Raw genomic sequence first — 17,256 nt, 5'->3', positions numbered from 1 at the left:
ACGTTAGTCAAGCTGGATACCATGTCGTCTTAATAGCCACATGATGGAATCACGAAGCACATCAGGATCGACAACCGCAGCCATTGCGCAAACACGAAAGCAAAATGGCGCTAATTCGTCATTTTGAATCCACGACAACACATCCTTGCGCAACCGAGTACTGACGCGACCATCCAGCAATACACGGATCGCATCCAATAGAATGCCTTCGCGTAACTGCCAGATTTCCGTGTCAGACCAAGTGACTGGGGCATCATCAAACTCAAATAGAAATTCGAGCTGTGATGATGTGTGTTGATGGGACTGCTTTTGTGATGGAGGAGAATGGGCAATGCGCCCATTCATCAAAGATAACCGCGCTCGGCAAGCGAAACGCAGCCCTCGGATGCGACCACAACATGGTCAAGCGTTCGAATATCAACAAGTGACAAGGCGTCACGAAGTCGATGAGTAATGCGTTTATCAGCTAAACTGGGTTCAGGATCACCCGATGGATGGTTATGAACCAGTATCACTGCTGCCGCATTAAGTTCTAGCGCTCGTTTTGTTACTTCCCTTGGATACACGCTCGCCGCATCTAAAGTGCCTTTGAACAGCTCTTCAAATCGAATGACGCGATGCTTTGTATCAAGAAACAGCACACCAAAAACCTCGTGCTCATACTCGTGCATCAGTGTTTGCAGGTATGAGAACGCCGACGATGGCTGTTCAATTTTTCGACCTTTACTCAATCGACCACGGGCAAGCTTAAGCGCCATATCTAAAATATCCGCTTCAGTCACTTGCTCAGGAACGATGTAAGTACCGGCTTCTTCGCCAGCTAAGAACTTTCTGTTTTTCATAGGAGTCTCCAAAAAAAAGCGGAGACGAACCCATGCCCTGAAGGGGACGGAATCGTCCCCGCAGGGTGGTAAAATTGATGTGGTTACTGAATTAACAGTTGTTGTGTTACTTCGAATAACTCACGCTTTAGATCTTTGACGTCGTTAATCACGATGCTTTGAGGAAAGAATTTCTCAACACTGCGTGTTTGAATCCCTATTCCCAGCAGCTCAAAGCCACTTCGTCTGCACCGGTCAACAATGTCATGCGTGGCAGCCCAATCATCTGGGTCACCATCCGTTAGCACTATCATTAGCTTTCGCTTCTGTTTTTGCGCTAACAAACTGTTTGCCGCAAACCACATCGCTTGTGCCATAGGCGTACAACCTCGTGGTTTTTGGTCAAAACTGGCGGCCCGATGTCGAACCGATTGCTTGGGCAATAACGCGATAGAAACTTCCTGATGAATACCAGGAAAATAACTGACCGCAGGTACAACACCCGGTATGCCTTCCAGTGCCATGGCCAAAGCCAAAGCGGCTTCATTAGCAACATGAAAGTACTTTCGATTACCTTCGCCAATGGGCTTACCCATTGAACCCGATATATCGACAAGCAAGTGCACAGCAGCATTGGGCGCAATGCGCGGCTGCCTTTGAATAAACAATCTCGACTCACCGGCTTGTGAAGCGGCAAGACGATGGGTTGCCACTCGAAGACCGTGCCGTTTGGCATGATTCCGATTGTCCTGACTGGACTGAACCATGCCCCTAAGTCGGGCTCGAATTTGAGCAGACTCAGACGCCGATAAGGTCAAGATAGCCTCATCACCCAACATAGCCTGCTCTGCTTGGGGCAAACTGAGTGGTGTGACGCCCAGATGTCCTTCAGCTTGTTCCGACAACACTTCTGCCACTTGGGCAAAGGTATCGGGTTCAAACTGAGCGGCACTGGCCTCTAAGGCTTGTCGCAAATTGTCAGCTTGATCAGAGTTATCAGAATCACTCGTTTCAGCAGCATCCCCTGTTGCAGACGAACCTGTTTCCGGGGTTTGACTGTCACTACTGCTATTGCTGTCATTACTCACATCTTGTCCAATGTCATCACCGCCATCAGCATCAGACTCATCCTGTGGTGGACGAGATTCTTCTTCCAACATGGCAACGATGGCATCGACAAGTTTCAGCACTTCACCTGTAGATGCCAGGCTAGGCACTGCTGTCAGCATGGCGCTTAACCGGCTCATCGCTGCGGCAGGAAAGAGTTGTCTCACTCTTTCATCAACAGCTTGATACAAAGGCGTCAGCGCTTTCTGGCCCAGAAAATGGCATCTCAAGCGAAACAACAACCAGGCTTGCAAGTTAGATGCAGGCTCAGGCTGTTCAGGTACACACATTTGCTGTGTGTCCACCATGTACTCAATCACTTGCGAAATACTGCGCCGGGTTCCGGGGTAATCCTTTGCCAATTCGTTTTCAATGCGCACATCCTCAATAATATTGAGAAGTGCCTTACGGATCGGCTTAGACGACGCCTTCTTCACCATGTCAAAATTGGTATGCCGAATATGCGCCGCTTCATGAGCCAGATAACCCCAAGCTATCTGTTGATAGTGTGGGTCGTCTGGGTTTGCTGTTGGGATCACAATCCGCTCACCATCGGTAAACGCATCTTGTCCTTGAATAAGCACCTTCACACCAAACTTTTCGCCATAAGCGGCGGCAACGATTGGCAGTGCGTTTTTTAATGGATGATTCATGGGAGTCTCCTAATCATTAGGGGGAATACTCCCTCAGCGGGAGCGTTTCCCCGCTGGGAATGTAAGTGTTTAAACCTGTGCTTTTAGCTTATCCAGGTCGTATTTTTGACCTAACCAAGCCACCAATTGAGCTGGACTCTCGTGCTGCTCAAATGACGTTTTAAGCTGGTCTAAACTCAGGATGTCATCCAATGTCAGACCGTACTGGTCTTGTAACTGAGTAGACACCTCGTGTTGATATTGCAGCCAGGCCCGCTCATAAGCGGTTTGCTGCAATGCCATGTTTGGAACAAATACCATGGCCGTTACCCAAACTCCTTGTGCGTCCGCATCTGCGATCAAAACAGGGTTCTTGGGGATCAAGACACTATGTGTTGAGTACGACCGTTGTACTAACGTTCGACAACACGCCACTTCTGGTATCGATTCACTTTCAACCGCATCAGTCACACCACGAAAATGTGCTTCAAACTGGTTCAGTTGGCTGGGGTTATGGATGGTTGATTGCATAATTTCCTCTTACATAGTTCAGAGGACATGCGCCCTTAAGGGCAACATGCCCTCAAGGACGTTAGAAATAAAATGAGTTTGGTACAGTCGAACCAAGGTTTGGTCTGACGGTTGGTTGTGGTATTGCACGTAAGTTATCTGCCTGAGCAGATACTGGCTGTGCGGGTTTGGGTTCAGGTTTGGGCATCAGTTGTCTGATATCCAATTGACCTTCACCGTGCATTCTCATCTTGTCTGGATCAGACAAAATTAAAATGGTCGCCATCAGTTCGTAATAGAGATTGTCTGTCACAGGGCCGGTCTTCGGCAGACGAACAAATAAATTGTCCATCGCTTCAACCATCGGCTGAACTCGATGATCCAGGAAGGACAAACCATCCAACTTGTCTCTTAATCGCTTGAGCGGATTAAGGGCTCGCTGACTGATTTGATTCTTTCCTGCAACGGAACGCTCAAACAGTTCATTGGCATCACGAGCCACCTCCCTAAAGAGGGTGTGTCCCATACCATTGACCTTGTCATCTAAGCCTCCAGCTTGTTCAGCCGGTTGCATTCGATAGATGGCATAATCGAACTGAAGCCGTTGTTCCACGTCTTCGACGGGTGATAATGCACGTCGGATTGCATCTGCAAATTCCGGGTGTTTTGCAACCCAGTCAAACGTCACCTGATCATAGTTGTCCAAGAACAACTGCTTACACTGCGCAAACTCCTGACCGATCCGGTCAAGCTCTGGAACAATCTGATCAATTCGGTCTTCAGGGACGGCATAGCCACCTAAAAACCGCACACCGACTTGCTCACACAAGCGCTGCGCTTCTTTCTTAAGCCTTTCAAAGTTCGCCAATGCCTCAGGGTCGCAAATTTTTTTACTCCCTAAGCTGGCAACATCCTTCGGTGGAAGTTGGCTGCCATTGGCTAGTCTGAAATCTTCAGGCCTTAGTTTTTTTCTACCGCTCCAGATGGAACAGTCGATGTGACAAATCAAAAGTTTGTCGAGGGTTTGAATACTCATAGTGCATCCTCATGCGAGATGGGGACGCACCACTCCCAGCAGGAGCAATGGCCCCCGTTTGGGTGGTAGTAGTTGACGCGCTAATGGCAACATCACTATCAGAAATAGTAATTTTGCGAATCAGGCGACGATTGGTTGAGATCGATTTTCACAGGCATTAAGTCCAGTGCTTCAGCTATCGGGCGAACCCGCTCTAAATCACTGCCTAGCAACCGCAATACATCTTTTTCCAACTTCAGTTGGTCGGATACCTCTATCCCTTCAGGACTCGCTACTGTGAGTGAACACAATGCTGGTAATTGACGCTTAAAGGCCAGTAACAGCAACAATGGCCACGGGCCATCATCAGTGTTAACAATGCCAGCGCCTTCACCTGACACCATGCTGATTTGATTGGTACTAGGTAATCCGCTTTTGCAAAACCCTAATGACCATGCTCCAATCCTGACCTGGTTTTCATCAATAACAGCCAAGCCATAGGCTTCAAGCAGCTTTGCCATATCGAACAACGCTTTTTGCGCCAGCGAGATTTGGCCATTGACGTCCTTGCGAGTACGAAACTCCCAACTGACGTTATTGGCGCACGCGACGCTATCAAGCGCATTTGAAAGTTCAAATGGCCGCCCTTGATGATCAATGCCGACGTGTCCAACCAATCGATAACCCTTGTTGATTTTCTCATTGATTCGTCGGTCTGCTTCTGCGTTAGGATCAGTCGAGTCAATCAATCGCTGCTGCGACAATTGACCAGCTTTTCCAAACCGAACTTCAATCTCCTGGGTATCAGATCCAACGTAAATGGCCCATTCTTTGGCTGTCCCATCAGAATGACTGTAACGGTAAAGAGCAAAGCACTTTTCCATCATCAATCCTCCCAGTGGTCACCGAAGACATCAGCGGCAATACGGTGAATGGCTTCACGTTGCTCCAACTCAGCACGAGCCGTCAAAGACCGAACCAGTGCATACTCCACTGCGTTAGGAGCGCCTTTAAAAGCAAGTGTTAACTTTGCCCAGCGCACCAAGGTCCGAGTGGACATGGTGATACTAAGCTCTGCACCGCCATCCGCGCCCCCAATAAAGAGACGACGAATGTCACCAGCCACTTTCACCATTTTTTGGCGAAAGACCTCTGGCAAGCCCGGCGTAACATTCTCCAGAATGGCTTCCTCTACAGATGGCTCTGCATAGGTCGCTTCAATGATTCTAAAGCGATCAAGGAAAGCCAAATTCTGTTGAAGCACACCTTGATACAAGCCCGTCTGGTCACCGCTGCCCGCACTGTTGCCGGTAGCGATAAAACGAAACTTGTTATGTGGCATGATGATCTCACCGCCATTTTGTGCGATGACCAACGGGGCACCTTCCAAAATGTCATTGAGTCCAGCCAATTCAGCAGGCTCAGCAAGATCCATTTCATTAATGATCAGCAAATGGCCATGCTTTACAGCCAGTGCTAGCGGTCCATACACAAAGGTCATGTTGCCATTAACCAGCGTGTGGTGACCGATAAGATCGGACAACTCCAATCGACCATGCGCAGTAATTTGCTGAACAGGCCAATTCAATCGAGAAGCAACTTGGCAAATTAGCGAGGTCTTACCGCATCCCGTGGGGCCTGTAATATACAAACCGTCACCTTCTGGGTGAGACAAGAACGCCAATACGTCACGTAAGTCTTCTTTTCTAAAAACATACTCGTCCTTGCGAACGGGAATGTTTGGATGGGTAGTGTCGGCACTAAATCCTTCCAGAACGAAAGCATCAGGAGCCGGGACATTAAACGCTTGATTCACTTGAACCAAAAATGGGGATTGTTCAGTCATGGTAAACCTCATCTGTTTTGACGAGGCCCCATGCCCCAACAGGGAATGAAGTCCCCGTCGGGTGGTGTGTTGATTGTGGTATGGCTGTGTATATAAGAGTTCAGCTCGCTCTATCATTCGTACCCAGCATTGGCTACGAGTGAAACTGCTTTCTGATGCTCTCGATGTAAGCGCATGAGAAAGGAGCCGAAATCGGCTCCAAGTGAACGTTAAAAGTAAAATGAGCTCGGCGAGTCACCTGGCAGAACCAAGTTCTCTTGCTCAAGACTGATTTTGATTGGTGTTTCAACGGGCTGCTCTGGCTTATTGGTGCTGATACGCAACCGCTCTTGTGGCGCTTTTCGGTAAGCAGCTAAAACCTGTTCGTCCAGCTCGCCTAATTTATCGGTGGCCAATTGCTTATAGTCCACCGCACCTGCCATCATGTAGCGGCTGAGTTTGACCCCAGCATAGTCGGCATGAGCGTAGTTACCCATCATAGCGACCAATTTCGACTGAGCATCTCGCATTTCCTCTTTCAAAGATTTAATGTGGTTTTCCAGTCGGACCACTTCGGCGTGTGCTGAGCAATACTGTCGAGACAGCGATGTCCAACGGTATTGGGCTTCACCCTTGGGAACAAAACAATCTTGCTCAGGGCATTTTGGCGGTTCTTTTTTAGTTTGAACTAACTCCCAAAACTGAAGCGCCGTTTCTTGCAACTCAGTTAAGAACGCCGCGTCTCGTTGTATTTCAAACTCAATCAGTTGATCCTCAAAATAGAATACCAACCAACCACGCGTGCTATTGGCGACCAGTATTTGATGCTGTACTTGTACCCAATACAACTGGTACGCCTCGCTTTGTTCTCGGTGAGCTTGCACATCCTCAAAAACTGACTGGCAAGGACATTTCAGTTCAACGGGTTCGCCCGCATCGTTGATGCCATCAAAGCTGGCTCGAAAGATTGCGTTATGATCGGCTTCTGCACATAACGGCAGAAGAAAGTCATTATGCGCATTCTCAAATGCTCGCCTTGCTTGAGGCTCCAACCTTATACCGCGAAGCACATTTGGATTATTCGACAGGTCTTCCGGTAATACGAATCCAGTTTTTTCTGCCCATAATCGCCAAGGTGTTTTGTAGGGTGAACGCCCCATAATAATTGGGGCTTCAGATGCCGTAACCCCTGCAATGCGCCACTGGTGCCATGCAGGAGTACGTTGTGATAGGTCGATAACCTTCATATTGCCTCCTTTGAGGGGGAGACTCCCCCGAAGGAGAGAACTCCCCTTCAGGGTTAAGTGGTTACTTTGCAGCTTGCGCTAACGCTGTTTGGTGCTGAACAACACTTGCTTGAACCGAATCAATTGCCGCTTTACGGCTTGAATCGAACCTAAGACAAGGGCAACAACCAATACCAAGCGAAAAAGTGAGGCTGATTTAGTCATGGAAGATCTCCAAAAAATGACGAGACCTTCCCCCTGACAGGAGAATAATCCCGCCAGGGTTAGTAAAATGAATGCGTGGCACTAAGAAGCTAAAGGCTGTGTGAGCGCTTTGGCTGCTTGTTGCTGTGCATTAAATATTTCTTGTTTCGCAAACGTCAGTTCAACACCCTGAAAATGTTCATTGGCATATTCCAATGCACTATTCCAAGCGTTTGAAGCTTCTGCCCGCTCGATAAGCTTGTAAACAAGCCCTCGGGTTCGATCATCAACTTGCTCGGGGGGAATCACTGATGGCTCAACAACGTGTGTTGCTTGGCCTTCGATAATTCGCTCAGCTTCGTCTTGATCGAAAATTCCCACAAAGCCAAACGCAATGCGGGAACACTGGATCATGGATTTATGCCTTAGCATTCGCTTAGTGTGCGTCTGCCATGGACCATCTACCCGGTAAGGGCCATTTTTGCCGTTACCTTCAAAAGGTGGTCGATAGACTTCATCCAGATACTCAGTGATTTTGACTGGGTGCGAACGGTCGCGCCGGTAGATAATGCATTCCATCCATTCAGGGCATTCTTTCGCGCCATCCAGGGAGACTTTGTTTTCTGAAGTCTTAAACTCCATGCCATCAAACTGGTCGTGTTGATTGATGATGCGAGACCATCCATCGACACCTACCACTGGAATAATTCCAGCTTGCTTATCAGGGAACGCAAAAATCTCTTTGGTGAAAGGGTTCAAGCCGTACTGATCTGCAACCACCAAGAGCGCCATCATCTGCTCATTGGTCGGTGCACTACCGTCACGTTGCTTGAATGCTGTTGCTTTTAGGGTATCGAACAACTTGTTTGGATCGACACTAAAGCGCTCAGCAAAGCGTTGGATTAGCTTTGGTTTTTCCATTGTGGACTCCGACAATCAAAGTGGGAGTCTGACCCTGACGGGAAAGTACTCCCGGCTGGGTTAAAGCGTTTTCGCTCGGTTAAAAATCTGGTTCAGGATATGTTTGTGCCCAATTACCTTGGGAGCCCGCATCATCTGCCGGTGATGGCTCGGATGCTTTGTTCACACTATCAAGAAGCAGAAACTCGTCCGCGTCCACTTCGGTCAATCGATGCTTAATCCCATCTTTCTCCCATGAGCGCGTGCGCTGAGGCCCTTGAACAAAAAGCTTCGCTCCTTTTTGGATCAAATCTTTTGCTCTTAGCCCTAACTTAAATCCACCACGATCTCGAAAAACAACCCGATGCCATTCCGTATGCTCTTTGAGCTCATTGGATTGACGGTTGCGCCATTTCTCAGAAGTGGCCAGTGAAATGCTGGTCACCAAATCACCTGATGGATAGGCTCGCGTCTCTGGCTCAGAGCCAACGTAGCCTATGAGTGTTACTTGGTTTTTCATGATGTTCTCCTCGTCTTAGTTAAACTCTGTGCACACAGTCGTTTCTACCCGGCTGGGCAAAGAAGACTGACGGCGCAGATAGGTTGGTATTTCGAGTAAAGCCATGTCGTACTGATGTGGCTCTTTGTAAAACGCAGATGTCAAACGGGGCATACCAGGAGCTTTAGGCACTGCCATTGGACGACGTTTTGGTGTTGGTGTGAGCAATCGCTTGATTTGAGTAAGTACAAATCGAAACGGGCGCAAGCATTGACCAGCAAGCAATCGCAAAAGCGACCAGCTCAGTTTTGCAAGCAACATAATGCCTGCGATTTGGATAATAAATCCGAAGATATATTCCATTGGTGACTCCTTAATTTGGTTGTGAAGGAGTCACCCCCAACTGGGGAAAACTCCCCCAGTTGGGTGGTGAAAAGGCGAACCGCAAGGAACGCATGGTTGAGCATGTAAAAACATGCAGGCTATTTGTTTAAGGAGGCTAGCTACCTCTTAGTACCACTGAGAAAACTCAGCGGCGGGCTTCCTTTGAGCTCATGCTCTCAGGCGCAGATATTACTGAAACAGATCAGCAATATTTGATAGTCAGTGTAACCGTCTTATCCAGACAGGATAGTTAGAAAGATGCTCGATTCTTCCACCTAGCTGAAAGGCCATTACCTCACAGAGGATTAGGCTAGGGACTGATTATTGTCATATCAGGAGCAAACTTATGGCCCAAGCAAAACCCAATTACTCAAAACCCATCTTTGAACAATCATTCACAATTAACAGCTTACAAGCACAACGTGTCGTTGACCGTGTTTTTAGACGGACGGTCAGTGCGCTTTACGGAATCGATGTCATCCTGCGCATCATTGGCGATGAGAACGAAATTGATGAAGTGGAACAGATCATTAGCCAGTTGATCGAGGATTGCGCTAAGGCGGTAGACAACGAACAAGCTCGTTTGGACAAACTGATGGAGTCCAACGGCATCGATGAAGTACCTGACTACACCGACCCGATTACCTTCAACGCCAAAATCAGCTCGCCTCAGGTTGGCCAGTTTGTCGGCTTAGTTCGCAAACTCGATGCGTTGATGATCTCAATGGACACACTCTGGTTGTCTAGCGTGCTTAGCAACAAACAACGTGTTGATGGCAACTACGCATGGCAACAGCGAATTATCAAACTTGCACGACGCATTATTGATATCGAAATTCGAGCACGAAAATCAGCTCAAGCCAAGGGTAAAGAAGCAGAAGTTGAGCAAGCGGTACCTTCAACCGATGACGATATCACTGAAGAGGAAACAGATACTCCCGCCAACTAGCGAACGGCTCCCATCACACAGCCCCTCTTGAAGGGGCTTTTTCAAGATACGACGCAAGGCTTGCGCTGCATATAACTATTCAAGCATTGGTTATATATGATTTTTGTAAGCGTGGTAGTTATCGAGTACTTGATGATAAAGCATGGCCGACTTTTTTCTTGCGGCAGGATGGAAGGCATTGATGAAGACAACCCCGTCATTAACATGCACTCGTTCGCTAACTTTTTTAAGCTCAGGGAATACGTAACGTTTAACTTGATTATATGTGCCGCAAAGCACAACAATGTCAGGGTTAATCAACTCAATTTGCCTTCGAACAAAAGGGGCAAATTCTTTGGCATGGGCGTCAAATGATTTTTGGTCGGTTCGCGCACTTCCAGATGTTTTCCTTATATTTATGTATGCAATATTCTTAACTGCATTTTTTTCATTTAATTTAGCATCTCTCAGTGACGGCACAGCCCCATCATATTTTTGAAGTCCGTAAGCCCAACGCCCCACCCGACGAAGAACCTTTCCTCGCCACCATCCACTTGCCTTCACCTCAATAGCTCTATTAATAGCGTTGACAATATTTTGCTTTGCTTCATTTGTTTCCTTTAAAACAAACAAAACTTTTTTACCACAACTATCCCAGCCCTCAGTTGAAATCACTCCATCGTAGTTGAAATACCAATCCTTCGGGAATGCCTCTGACCATGCAACCATTAACTTATCAAGACAGTCTATTTCTGAAACATATTTATCATCCATAGGAAAACTCAGGCTGGTTCTTATAAAACATCATTTGGATAGATGGGTAGTTCCATTAGGTAGCCATTCAATATTTAAAGTGCCACCACCAAAACGCACAATCCCTTCCTTTTTCGGCAGCTCGTTACATTGACCTCGGTATTCTATGAAATTATCCAGAAGTTCAAGCAAGTGTAATTTGAAGCCTGATTCGGTGACCTGCTCAAAAATGTCATCTTCAAGAGTCCAAGATGTTCCGCTTAGGCGGTCTTCGTCATCTTCCGCACGAAACACCACCTCACCCGACACCTTCACAATGTCAGGGTGTTGTTTTGAAAGCATAGACAAACGAGTAGCTTCAAAGTTTTGATCGAAATTAGGCATTATTAATTTTCCTTTTATCATAAATTTTATATGTGCCAGACTATCAGCTTTTCCTTTTTGCAGCAGCCTCCTAAGTCTGAAAATGGTAAAAAAAATCAGAGCAAATTGCGCACACGCTGAACAGAAAGCATAACAGGCCCAAAGTTCCAAATTGGTTACCTTAAGGCGCAATAAGCTCATTAAAGTAACCAAGATGGAACATTATTGGCAAAGCTGTTTTAGATGGATACGCTCAATTATTCCCCGAAATTTCTTCCGTCGCCTCCTTGCGAAGTTTCTGAGCATCCATTCCGTTTAGCCGTTCAATGGCTCTGTCTGCGGCACTCTGACGATTTCCATCTACGTTTAGCGTACTTCCTGAGCCAGTGAGTCGTTCCAGATCCAGTGACGGTATTTCTGGTAGGTTGCCTGTTATCGATAAGATTCCAATCCATTCATCGAGATTGACTTGGCTCCAATCGACCTGGTTTAACTGACTCGCGGTCAAACCTTCACAGTTTGGTGACTTGGCACTGCCCCAGCCAAGGCCCAATTGAGGACGCACTTGTTCTTGAATGATCCGTGAAAGTGGCGAAGTAAAGCAGCAATATGATTGCCGTTTCTCAACACAGGCACCTAAGAACTTAGACTTGCAGTAAGAGCCTATATAGTGGCAACTCTTCAATACCCGCTTGGCGTTCATTTCAAACTCACTCTGCTCACATTTCCAGATAAGCTGAATGAGGATCATGGTGACTGAATAAATCATGTAGGCCGTCATAACCGTACTCAGAACCGCGCCAGCAGCGCCACCCAGCGCGAAGTTACCACCCGAAACAACACCATCGGCTCCAACCGCGCCACCAACGTTACTAAACAGTGCCGATTGCGCCCCCGAACCAAAGGTCGTACCTACCCATTCAGCCGTTTTGTTGGTCAACACCTGCATAAAGCCAGTCGCAGCTTGCTCCGCTCCCGCGCCAGCAGCCGTTGATGGCCCAGCCCCCATGAGAGAGTCCCATGCAGACACAAAAGGCTCTTTGACCGCACTCCAAGTGCTCGTTATTGGCTCCCTGAGCGTATTCCAGGAACCATAGATTGCCGAAGACGGATTCATGGCCATGACTGCCGTATCAAGCTTGTTGACCGCCACTATCATCGTGATGTAATCCGATAACGACACGCCACTTGGCTTTTCACAGCAATCCACTATGCCGCCAACGGCTTTTTTGCACTGGCCAGCATTACCTTTAAAGACCGTACACTCGACGTTATCTTGGCCATCAGCGCCCGTGCATGACATATCATTGGTCATAAACTGCGCCGCATTAAGCATCGCGGCGGCCTCTGCAAAGTTAGCCTGCTTGATTGACTCTGGCTCTAAACAATCAGTGCCCATGCAGCGAACTGGCCCCTCACAGTTGAATTGAGTTTCCATTCGTGCATTTTGCACTTCAACGCTTTGTCCACAGTCATACACCAGACTTTGGATATAGCAGAAGCCTTCATGACCAGCCCCGCCTTCAGTGCATTCGGTTCTGACGTACTGGCAGGCTGGGTTTTGCTCTAGCGCGGCACACGTATTGGTGGTCGTGTTTTCTCCATTATTGACGATGGTTTGTGTATTACCATTGGCATCTATCCAGCTATCTGAGCTGCCCATGTTGAACTCAGGGTGAGCAGTCGAAGCATTGTAGGTCGCTCTTGCCCTCCAGCATGAGAACCCCAGTCCATCAGAGCTGCCACGACTGGTTAAATGAGCAGGAGACGAAACAACCGCCGGATAAAGGCTTCCTAAATTGGCCAACTCGCCACTACCAACCGTTAACCCGTCGATTCGTTTTGTGCCCGTATCCAAACACTGCCACTGCACCGCAGTGAACTGATCCGTTTGCATCAAGCATTGGTCTATACCCGGATCACTTGATTGATGAACAACCTCCTGCTCTAAGTATTTGCCAGAGAAGGCCAATGAAGCGCTCAGTTTCGCAGGAGCCAAGCACTTCTGAACTTCTCGGCTGCAAGTATCGAAATCGACTTTGTTCCAGCCAGACTCACATCTGGAACGAGTGACTTCCTGGGGTTCATGCCACGAAATAATCGACCCATTAACGACCTTGCACAATGAGCCAACCAAAGTTCCTTTTGGACACGTCATTTCAGGGTACTTAATCGACGGTTTCGTCTCAGTCACCGTTTCCTTATTGCCCGTCAGTGAGAGTGTCGTTTTCCAACCATTTGCCTTAGTTGGCGACTCGGTGATTTTTATCTCAGTATTTTGATTATCAAAAACTCTCAGCGTCGCGTTTCCAGTTTGCATAGTACTGCTGTACTGTGGAACGAAACTGATGGTTTCAGAGCTAAAGCAACCACGCTCAATAGACCAGCTTTGTTGATGGGTTTCAGCGGATACACGTCGTTCTAACTGACACTCAGTAAGCGTGCTGATCTTCTCGCAAACTTGGTAATCCGGTACATGCTTGGTTTCAGTAAATGGCGTAATCGTCTGAGTAGGCTCACAGGCCTCAAAACTACTTGGTATAAGGTTGGATACCACACACTTTGGATCGCTGGTTTGCAATCCACAGTCATAGGTATCGGTAAAACGAATGCATTCACCTTTATCATTGGTCTCGGCACATTCTGACGACATGAATCCACAGGAAGGATTCGCTTCAAGCACTTGGCAGGCCTGATTTTCAATCCCCTTATAGCTTTCGTCATCCACACTCACTTGTACACGCCGACACAAAGGCGATATGCCAGCAACTGGGCTTGGTGCAAAGTAGGATTCACAAACTGAAACACCATTGACCACCGTACATCCGTTGGTTGAAGACGGCTGATCCGTGCATTGAATGCTGTAGTCTGAAAACTTCGTCGGGATATCCGCTGCTTGTTCGATACAGGACTGTGGTGACCAACTATCATTCATCACCACCTTGGTTGGATCAAAACGCACCTTGATGCGTGCATACCCCTCACCACTGCCCGTAACCGATACGCGAATTTTTACCGGCACTTCTAAACCTGGTTCTACCGCTTTTAGCTTGGAAGTGAGATCGGTATTTGGATTGCGCTCCCAACTGGTACTGAGCTCGCAGCGACCTGCCGTTTCTGGTGGAAAGTTATTGTTCGGCCCAGACCAGACTTTCTGATCGCCAAGCCACACTTGCATGTAGTCATCCCATTTTGCGTACTCAAGAACGGCTGAGGTAATCGCATCGGGGTTCACGACTTTGAGTGTGATGGCCTGTTCGAACACTTTACAACTACCACTCCAGTAGTTGTCGCCAATACGTCCTATCCAAACTTCAAGACACCCCTCACCACAAGAGCGAAGGTTCATCGGCCCTGAAACATGCTCAATAATGCCTGCCGTGTAATCGTGAGTAATAGTGCAGCTGTTAACCGCTGTATTGAGCCTGTCACATTGCTGGTAATTTGGGCTGCCTTCACCTTGAGACTCACAGCCGGGGAAGCTTTGAGTTAATAGATTGGGGTCAGTTTGAACCGCGTCAGTTAATGCCCAAAGCGGATCATTGACCATATCTGGCCGAGACCTGTCTTTGATTTGCTGGAGCGAGCGAAATGCTTCACCCGTAGCGCCACTTTCGGATGCCATGCTCTCTTGGCGCTGCGTCCCCAATTGATTCATACTGGCATCAGAGCCATAAACGCCCGTTAAGACATCCAATGAGCCCTGATCCATACCAGGGAAAAGCTCTTGCAAGTTAATGGACTCATTACCACTGCCATTCGGCACCGACAATGTATTGCCATTGAGTGCGGGCATCGTCCAGTTTTGCAGCAATTGCTTACCTTCTTGTTGTCCGCTTAGGCCGGATTGGCGCTGCACATCAGCGGCCACACCATGTAAGGGCAAGCACGCCATAGTGATTGATAAAACACCCGCTAACACTCGGGTAAAAAGTGTTGGTTTCATGGTTAACCTCCCGAGTTACAGCAGTCTTGCCAGCGCCACAAAATGTAGAGCGCATCTTCACCGGCACCGGGGATCGTTCGCCACTCTCCCCATTTCATGGTGCTTTCACCGATGACATGCGCACTTTCAGTTTCTGGTACAGGGAAGAACATACTCATCTTGTATTGGGATTTCGGCAGCATGGGTTCGATAACAGGTCGGCATAGCGCACTGTTCCCCATTGTTCGTCTAGCAAGACCACGCCTGTGTTGAGCCGCGATTGCACGCGCCGCTAAATGGCTGGTGTTTTCTGCTAATGAGCCAAACGCTAAGGTATGGCCAGATAACGGGTAGAGATGGCCCCAACTGCCAGCACACCAAAACAACTGGTCGATGGGTTTACCAAGCGTTGATGAAGCTGCGTCAGCGGTACAAGCAGATATAGCCAATGGATTGGCAACGGCAGCCGCTTCAGGCTGAGTAAAAAAGGCCAGTTCATCGTTCAGCCATGTTGGGTCCAATTCCGACAAATACATCAAGTCAAAGTCCATGTAACCATCGGCATTGCAATTGCCATCCATGAACAAATCGAGCATGACCAAAAGCGGAAAGGCGTAATAATGGTAATGGTAGAAAGCAAGATCACCGGTGTCGTATTCACCCTCGCCATGACCACCTTGCAGTCGTCTATCACCTAACGGTAAACGAATCCCTCCCAGGGAAGGCGAACAACCCGGCGTTCTGACCAGTTCAATCAGACGCGCTGGCTCCCACATGCTGGTAACAATACCTGGCCTTGGTACACCTAAGTTGTCTTCACATAAGCAAAACGACTTGTTTGATGCGCCGCTTGGGACATTGCCAGAGCCAAGAGGAAGACCGGCAACCCGGATAGGAAAAATGCATGACCAGCAAACATCCGTCAGCAACTTACCCGACAATAAACCCGCGTCTGGGCAGGTCAGTTCGGCTTTTGCAGGAATAGATGCGCCAAGGACAAACATGACAACGAGAGTCCGCATGAGACGATACGTATTATTGAGCTTTTTCATGAACAAGCTCCTTTGCTGGAATTTCTTCTATTTCAAACGCGAGCCCCTTTGCTTGAACAAACGATGGGGTGACTTGCAGATCAAAGCGCTGCTTTAGCGAGGCATTGAGAAGGTAAACCGGACTGTCCAATGTCTTTTCTATCGCATTGAGGCGATTCCAACCTTGAGTACGGTCGAGCTGCGTGGTGATAAGCGTAATGCGGCGCAGTGTCCTATCTTGCGTCTCAAGCCAATGCGCAACTGCGTCCACTTCTTCAGCGTTCGACGCATTAAACACCACAAGCTGCTGAGTAAACGGCAAGGCTTTTAGCGGGTTAATACGCGTTCCTGCTGGGATCAATGTTCGGCCATTGGCATCCAATAGTGGCCGCTGCATGACGATGGTTGGATCAACCATTCTTATCCGATACTGCGTCGCTTTGGGTAACTCAGTAAATGTTTGGCGAGACCAGAAACGCTCAATGGCTTTTTTCTTTAACGCGCCCAGGTCAAGCGACTGTAAACGCTGCATCGCCACTTGCATCAAATCCGGTTCTAAAATCGAATGAATAGGACCGCGTTGACCCAATGAACCGGTATTGCCTGTTTCAATTTGACGCTGCAACCAGTCCTTGCTGTAAACCCCTAGTGCACTTGCAGTCACCTTGTCATCTTCTATGCGGAAAATGGCAGGCACGCTAGTCACCCGCCAGTGCACAAAGGCTTTCGGATCGATTCGAACCTGAGGAACAGGATCAAGCCCTGTCATCAGCGTATGCCAATCACGGATAGCTGCCCCCAAGGTCTTTCCTTCAGGAATTCCCCGAAACAACACAATAGCGCCGGTAGCACTGGCCTCTTTAAATAGCTGCTTCAGTGAGGAATCCCCCAGTGAGGACGACGCAAATATCAACCATTCATCGCTGTGTTTGAGCGACACAGGTTGTTCAACCGGTGCAAAAGGCTCAATAAATTCAGATGAGCCATGCACAGCACTTTGTAAAATGCTGCGGCTCATTTCGACGATCTTTTTGTCCTCGTCAGACAACGGAAAAGGCTCTTGTGCCCAGGAAACTTGAACCCAAGACAATGGAGCAACCAACAAAAATAAGAGACATAGTCTTTGCATCATC

The 17,256-nt window shown here is 48.1% G+C and carries 17 protein-coding genes; 1 reads left to right on the top strand and 16 read right to left on the bottom strand.

Going from position 1 to position 17,256, the window contains the following annotated elements; genetic code table 11:
• Positions 1-3 precede the first annotated feature (3 nt).
• The 11 genes from ACMHXH_RS05660 to ACMHXH_RS05610 all read right to left on the bottom strand — a co-directional run bounded on the left by ACMHXH_RS05660 (position 4) and on the right by ACMHXH_RS05610 (position 9,102).
• Positions 4-345 carry a plasmid-related protein gene (locus ACMHXH_RS05660; protein ID WP_087504538.1) on the bottom strand — a complete coding sequence of 114 codons (342 nt, stop codon included), beginning with the start codon at positions 343-345 and terminating at the stop codon, positions 4-6.
• Positions 345-842 (bottom strand): RadC family protein, encoded by a 498-nt coding sequence (gene radC, locus ACMHXH_RS05655; protein WP_413737770.1) that lies wholly within the window; start codon positions 840-842, stop codon positions 345-347. Before radC ends, ACMHXH_RS05660 begins: the two co-directional genes overlap by 1 nt.
• A gap of 83 nt (positions 843-925) precedes the next feature.
• Positions 926-2,581 (bottom strand): VWA domain-containing protein, encoded by a 1,656-nt coding sequence (locus ACMHXH_RS05650; RefSeq protein ID WP_413737768.1) that lies wholly within the window; start codon positions 2,579-2,581, stop codon positions 926-928.
• A gap of 69 nt (positions 2,582-2,650) precedes the next feature.
• A complete protein-coding gene (locus tag ACMHXH_RS05645; RefSeq protein WP_022614431.1) occupies positions 2,651-3,091 on the bottom strand; it encodes a hypothetical protein in 441 nt (146 codons plus the stop codon).
• A 61-nt stretch (positions 3,092-3,152) separates the two neighbouring features.
• Complete coding sequence (locus tag ACMHXH_RS05640; protein WP_145574000.1) at positions 3,153-4,106, bottom strand: DUF3150 domain-containing protein; 954 nt, start codon at positions 4,104-4,106, stop codon at positions 3,153-3,155.
• Positions 4,107-4,204: 98 nt separating this feature from the next.
• Positions 4,205-4,972 (bottom strand): hypothetical protein, encoded by a 768-nt coding sequence (locus tag ACMHXH_RS05635; protein ID WP_088585949.1) that lies wholly within the window; start codon positions 4,970-4,972, stop codon positions 4,205-4,207.
• Entirely contained in the window at positions 4,972-5,931 is a 960-nt protein-coding gene (locus ACMHXH_RS05630) for an AAA family ATPase (protein ID WP_413737765.1), read from the bottom strand. Before ACMHXH_RS05630 ends, ACMHXH_RS05635 begins: the two co-directional genes overlap by 1 nt.
• Before the next feature lie 209 nt (positions 5,932-6,140).
• Positions 6,141-7,157 (bottom strand): YqaJ viral recombinase family protein, encoded by a 1,017-nt coding sequence (locus tag ACMHXH_RS05625; protein WP_145573996.1) that lies wholly within the window; start codon positions 7,155-7,157, stop codon positions 6,141-6,143.
• 285 nt (positions 7,158-7,442) lie between these two features.
• Positions 7,443-8,261, bottom strand: coding sequence for a phage recombination protein Bet (bet, locus tag ACMHXH_RS05620; protein ID WP_000414662.1), 819 nt, complete (start codon positions 8,259-8,261; stop codon positions 7,443-7,445).
• Positions 8,262-8,340: 79 nt separating this feature from the next.
• Entirely contained in the window at positions 8,341-8,760 is a 420-nt protein-coding gene (locus ACMHXH_RS05615; protein ID WP_145573994.1) for a single-stranded DNA-binding protein, read from the bottom strand.
• A 15-nt stretch (positions 8,761-8,775) separates the two neighbouring features.
• Positions 8,776-9,102 (bottom strand): plasmid-related protein, encoded by a 327-nt coding sequence (locus tag ACMHXH_RS05610; protein ID WP_145573992.1) that lies wholly within the window; start codon positions 9,100-9,102, stop codon positions 8,776-8,778.
• Positions 9,103-9,469: 367 nt separating this feature from the next.
• Here ACMHXH_RS05610 and ACMHXH_RS05605 point away from each other — a divergent pair, with 367 nt between their 5' ends.
• Positions 9,470-10,072 (top strand): hypothetical protein, encoded by a 603-nt coding sequence (locus ACMHXH_RS05605; protein WP_025574392.1) that lies wholly within the window; start codon positions 9,470-9,472, stop codon positions 10,070-10,072.
• Positions 10,073-10,162: 90 nt separating this feature from the next.
• On the opposite strand, the gene ACMHXH_RS05600 is transcribed toward ACMHXH_RS05605, so the two are convergent.
• From ACMHXH_RS05600 to ACMHXH_RS05580, 5 genes are all read right to left on the bottom strand, one after another.
• Positions 10,163-10,825, bottom strand: a complete 663-nt coding sequence (locus tag ACMHXH_RS05600; RefSeq protein ID WP_145573990.1) for a hypothetical protein — start codon at positions 10,823-10,825, stop codon at positions 10,163-10,165.
• Positions 10,826-10,855: 30 nt separating this feature from the next.
• The gene (locus ACMHXH_RS05595) at positions 10,856-11,338 is read right to left on the bottom strand and encodes a hypothetical protein (RefSeq protein WP_335909201.1); all 483 of its coding nucleotides are present in this window, start codon (positions 11,336-11,338) and stop codon (positions 10,856-10,858) included.
• 82 nt (positions 11,339-11,420) lie between these two features.
• The gene (gene traN, locus ACMHXH_RS05590; RefSeq protein ID WP_413737761.1) at positions 11,421-15,113 is read right to left on the bottom strand and encodes a conjugal transfer protein TraN; all 3,693 of its coding nucleotides are present in this window, start codon (positions 15,111-15,113) and stop codon (positions 11,421-11,423) included.
• 2 nt (positions 15,114-15,115) lie between these two features.
• Positions 15,116-16,144, bottom strand: a complete 1,029-nt coding sequence (locus tag ACMHXH_RS05585; protein ID WP_208150281.1) for a TraU family protein — start codon at positions 16,142-16,144, stop codon at positions 15,116-15,118.
• Entirely contained in the window at positions 16,128-17,252 is a 1,125-nt protein-coding gene (locus ACMHXH_RS05580) for a TrbC family F-type conjugative pilus assembly protein (RefSeq protein ID WP_331797660.1), read from the bottom strand. The genes ACMHXH_RS05585 and ACMHXH_RS05580 overlap by 17 nt, the downstream gene beginning before the upstream one ends.
• Between the last annotated feature and the right edge of the window lie 4 nt (positions 17,253-17,256).

The sequence above is a fragment of the Shewanella sp. BJSY2023SW001 genome, assembly GCF_047314685.1.
GTDB classification, from domain to species: Bacteria; Pseudomonadota; Gammaproteobacteria; order Enterobacterales; family Shewanellaceae; genus Shewanella; species Shewanella indica.
Note: the sequence above shows the minus strand (reverse complement) of the source record. Positions and strands in the feature narration are given on the sequence as shown.

Excerpts from the sequence above, each read along its gene's own strand:
- ACMHXH_RS05660 (WP_087504538.1), bottom strand. The coding sequence starts at position 345 with ATGAATGGGCGCATTGCCCATTCTCCTCCATCACAAAAGCAGTCCCAT.
- radC (WP_413737770.1), bottom strand. The coding sequence starts at position 842 with ATGAAAAACAGAAAGTTCTTAGCTGGCGAAGAAGCCGGTACTTACATC.
- ACMHXH_RS05650 (WP_413737768.1), bottom strand. The coding sequence starts at position 2,581 with ATGAATCATCCATTAAAAAACGCACTGCCAATCGTTGCCGCCGCTTAT.
- ACMHXH_RS05645 (WP_022614431.1), bottom strand. The coding sequence starts at position 3,091 with ATGCAATCAACCATCCATAACCCCAGCCAACTGAACCAGTTTGAAGCA.
- ACMHXH_RS05640 (WP_145574000.1), bottom strand. The coding sequence starts at position 4,106 with ATGAGTATTCAAACCCTCGACAAACTTTTGATTTGTCACATCGACTGT.
- ACMHXH_RS05635 (WP_088585949.1), bottom strand. The coding sequence starts at position 4,972 with ATGATGGAAAAGTGCTTTGCTCTTTACCGTTACAGTCATTCTGATGGG.
- ACMHXH_RS05630 (WP_413737765.1), bottom strand. The coding sequence starts at position 5,931 with ATGACTGAACAATCCCCATTTTTGGTTCAAGTGAATCAAGCGTTTAAT.
- ACMHXH_RS05625 (WP_145573996.1), bottom strand. The coding sequence starts at position 7,157 with ATGAAGGTTATCGACCTATCACAACGTACTCCTGCATGGCACCAGTGG.
- bet (WP_000414662.1), bottom strand. The coding sequence starts at position 8,261 with ATGGAAAAACCAAAGCTAATCCAACGCTTTGCTGAGCGCTTTAGTGTC.
- ACMHXH_RS05615 (WP_145573994.1), bottom strand. The coding sequence starts at position 8,760 with ATGAAAAACCAAGTAACACTCATAGGCTACGTTGGCTCTGAGCCAGAG.
- ACMHXH_RS05610 (WP_145573992.1), bottom strand. The coding sequence starts at position 9,102 with ATGGAATATATCTTCGGATTTATTATCCAAATCGCAGGCATTATGTTG.
- ACMHXH_RS05605 (WP_025574392.1), top strand. The coding sequence starts at position 9,470 with ATGGCCCAAGCAAAACCCAATTACTCAAAACCCATCTTTGAACAATCA.
- ACMHXH_RS05600 (WP_145573990.1), bottom strand. The coding sequence starts at position 10,825 with ATGGATGATAAATATGTTTCAGAAATAGACTGTCTTGATAAGTTAATG.
- traN (WP_413737761.1), bottom strand. The coding sequence starts at position 15,113 with ATGAAACCAACACTTTTTACCCGAGTGTTAGCGGGTGTTTTATCAATC.
- ACMHXH_RS05585 (WP_208150281.1), bottom strand. The coding sequence starts at position 16,144 with ATGAAAAAGCTCAATAATACGTATCGTCTCATGCGGACTCTCGTTGTC.
- ACMHXH_RS05580 (WP_331797660.1), bottom strand. The coding sequence starts at position 17,252 with ATGCAAAGACTATGTCTCTTATTTTTGTTGGTTGCTCCATTGTCTTGG.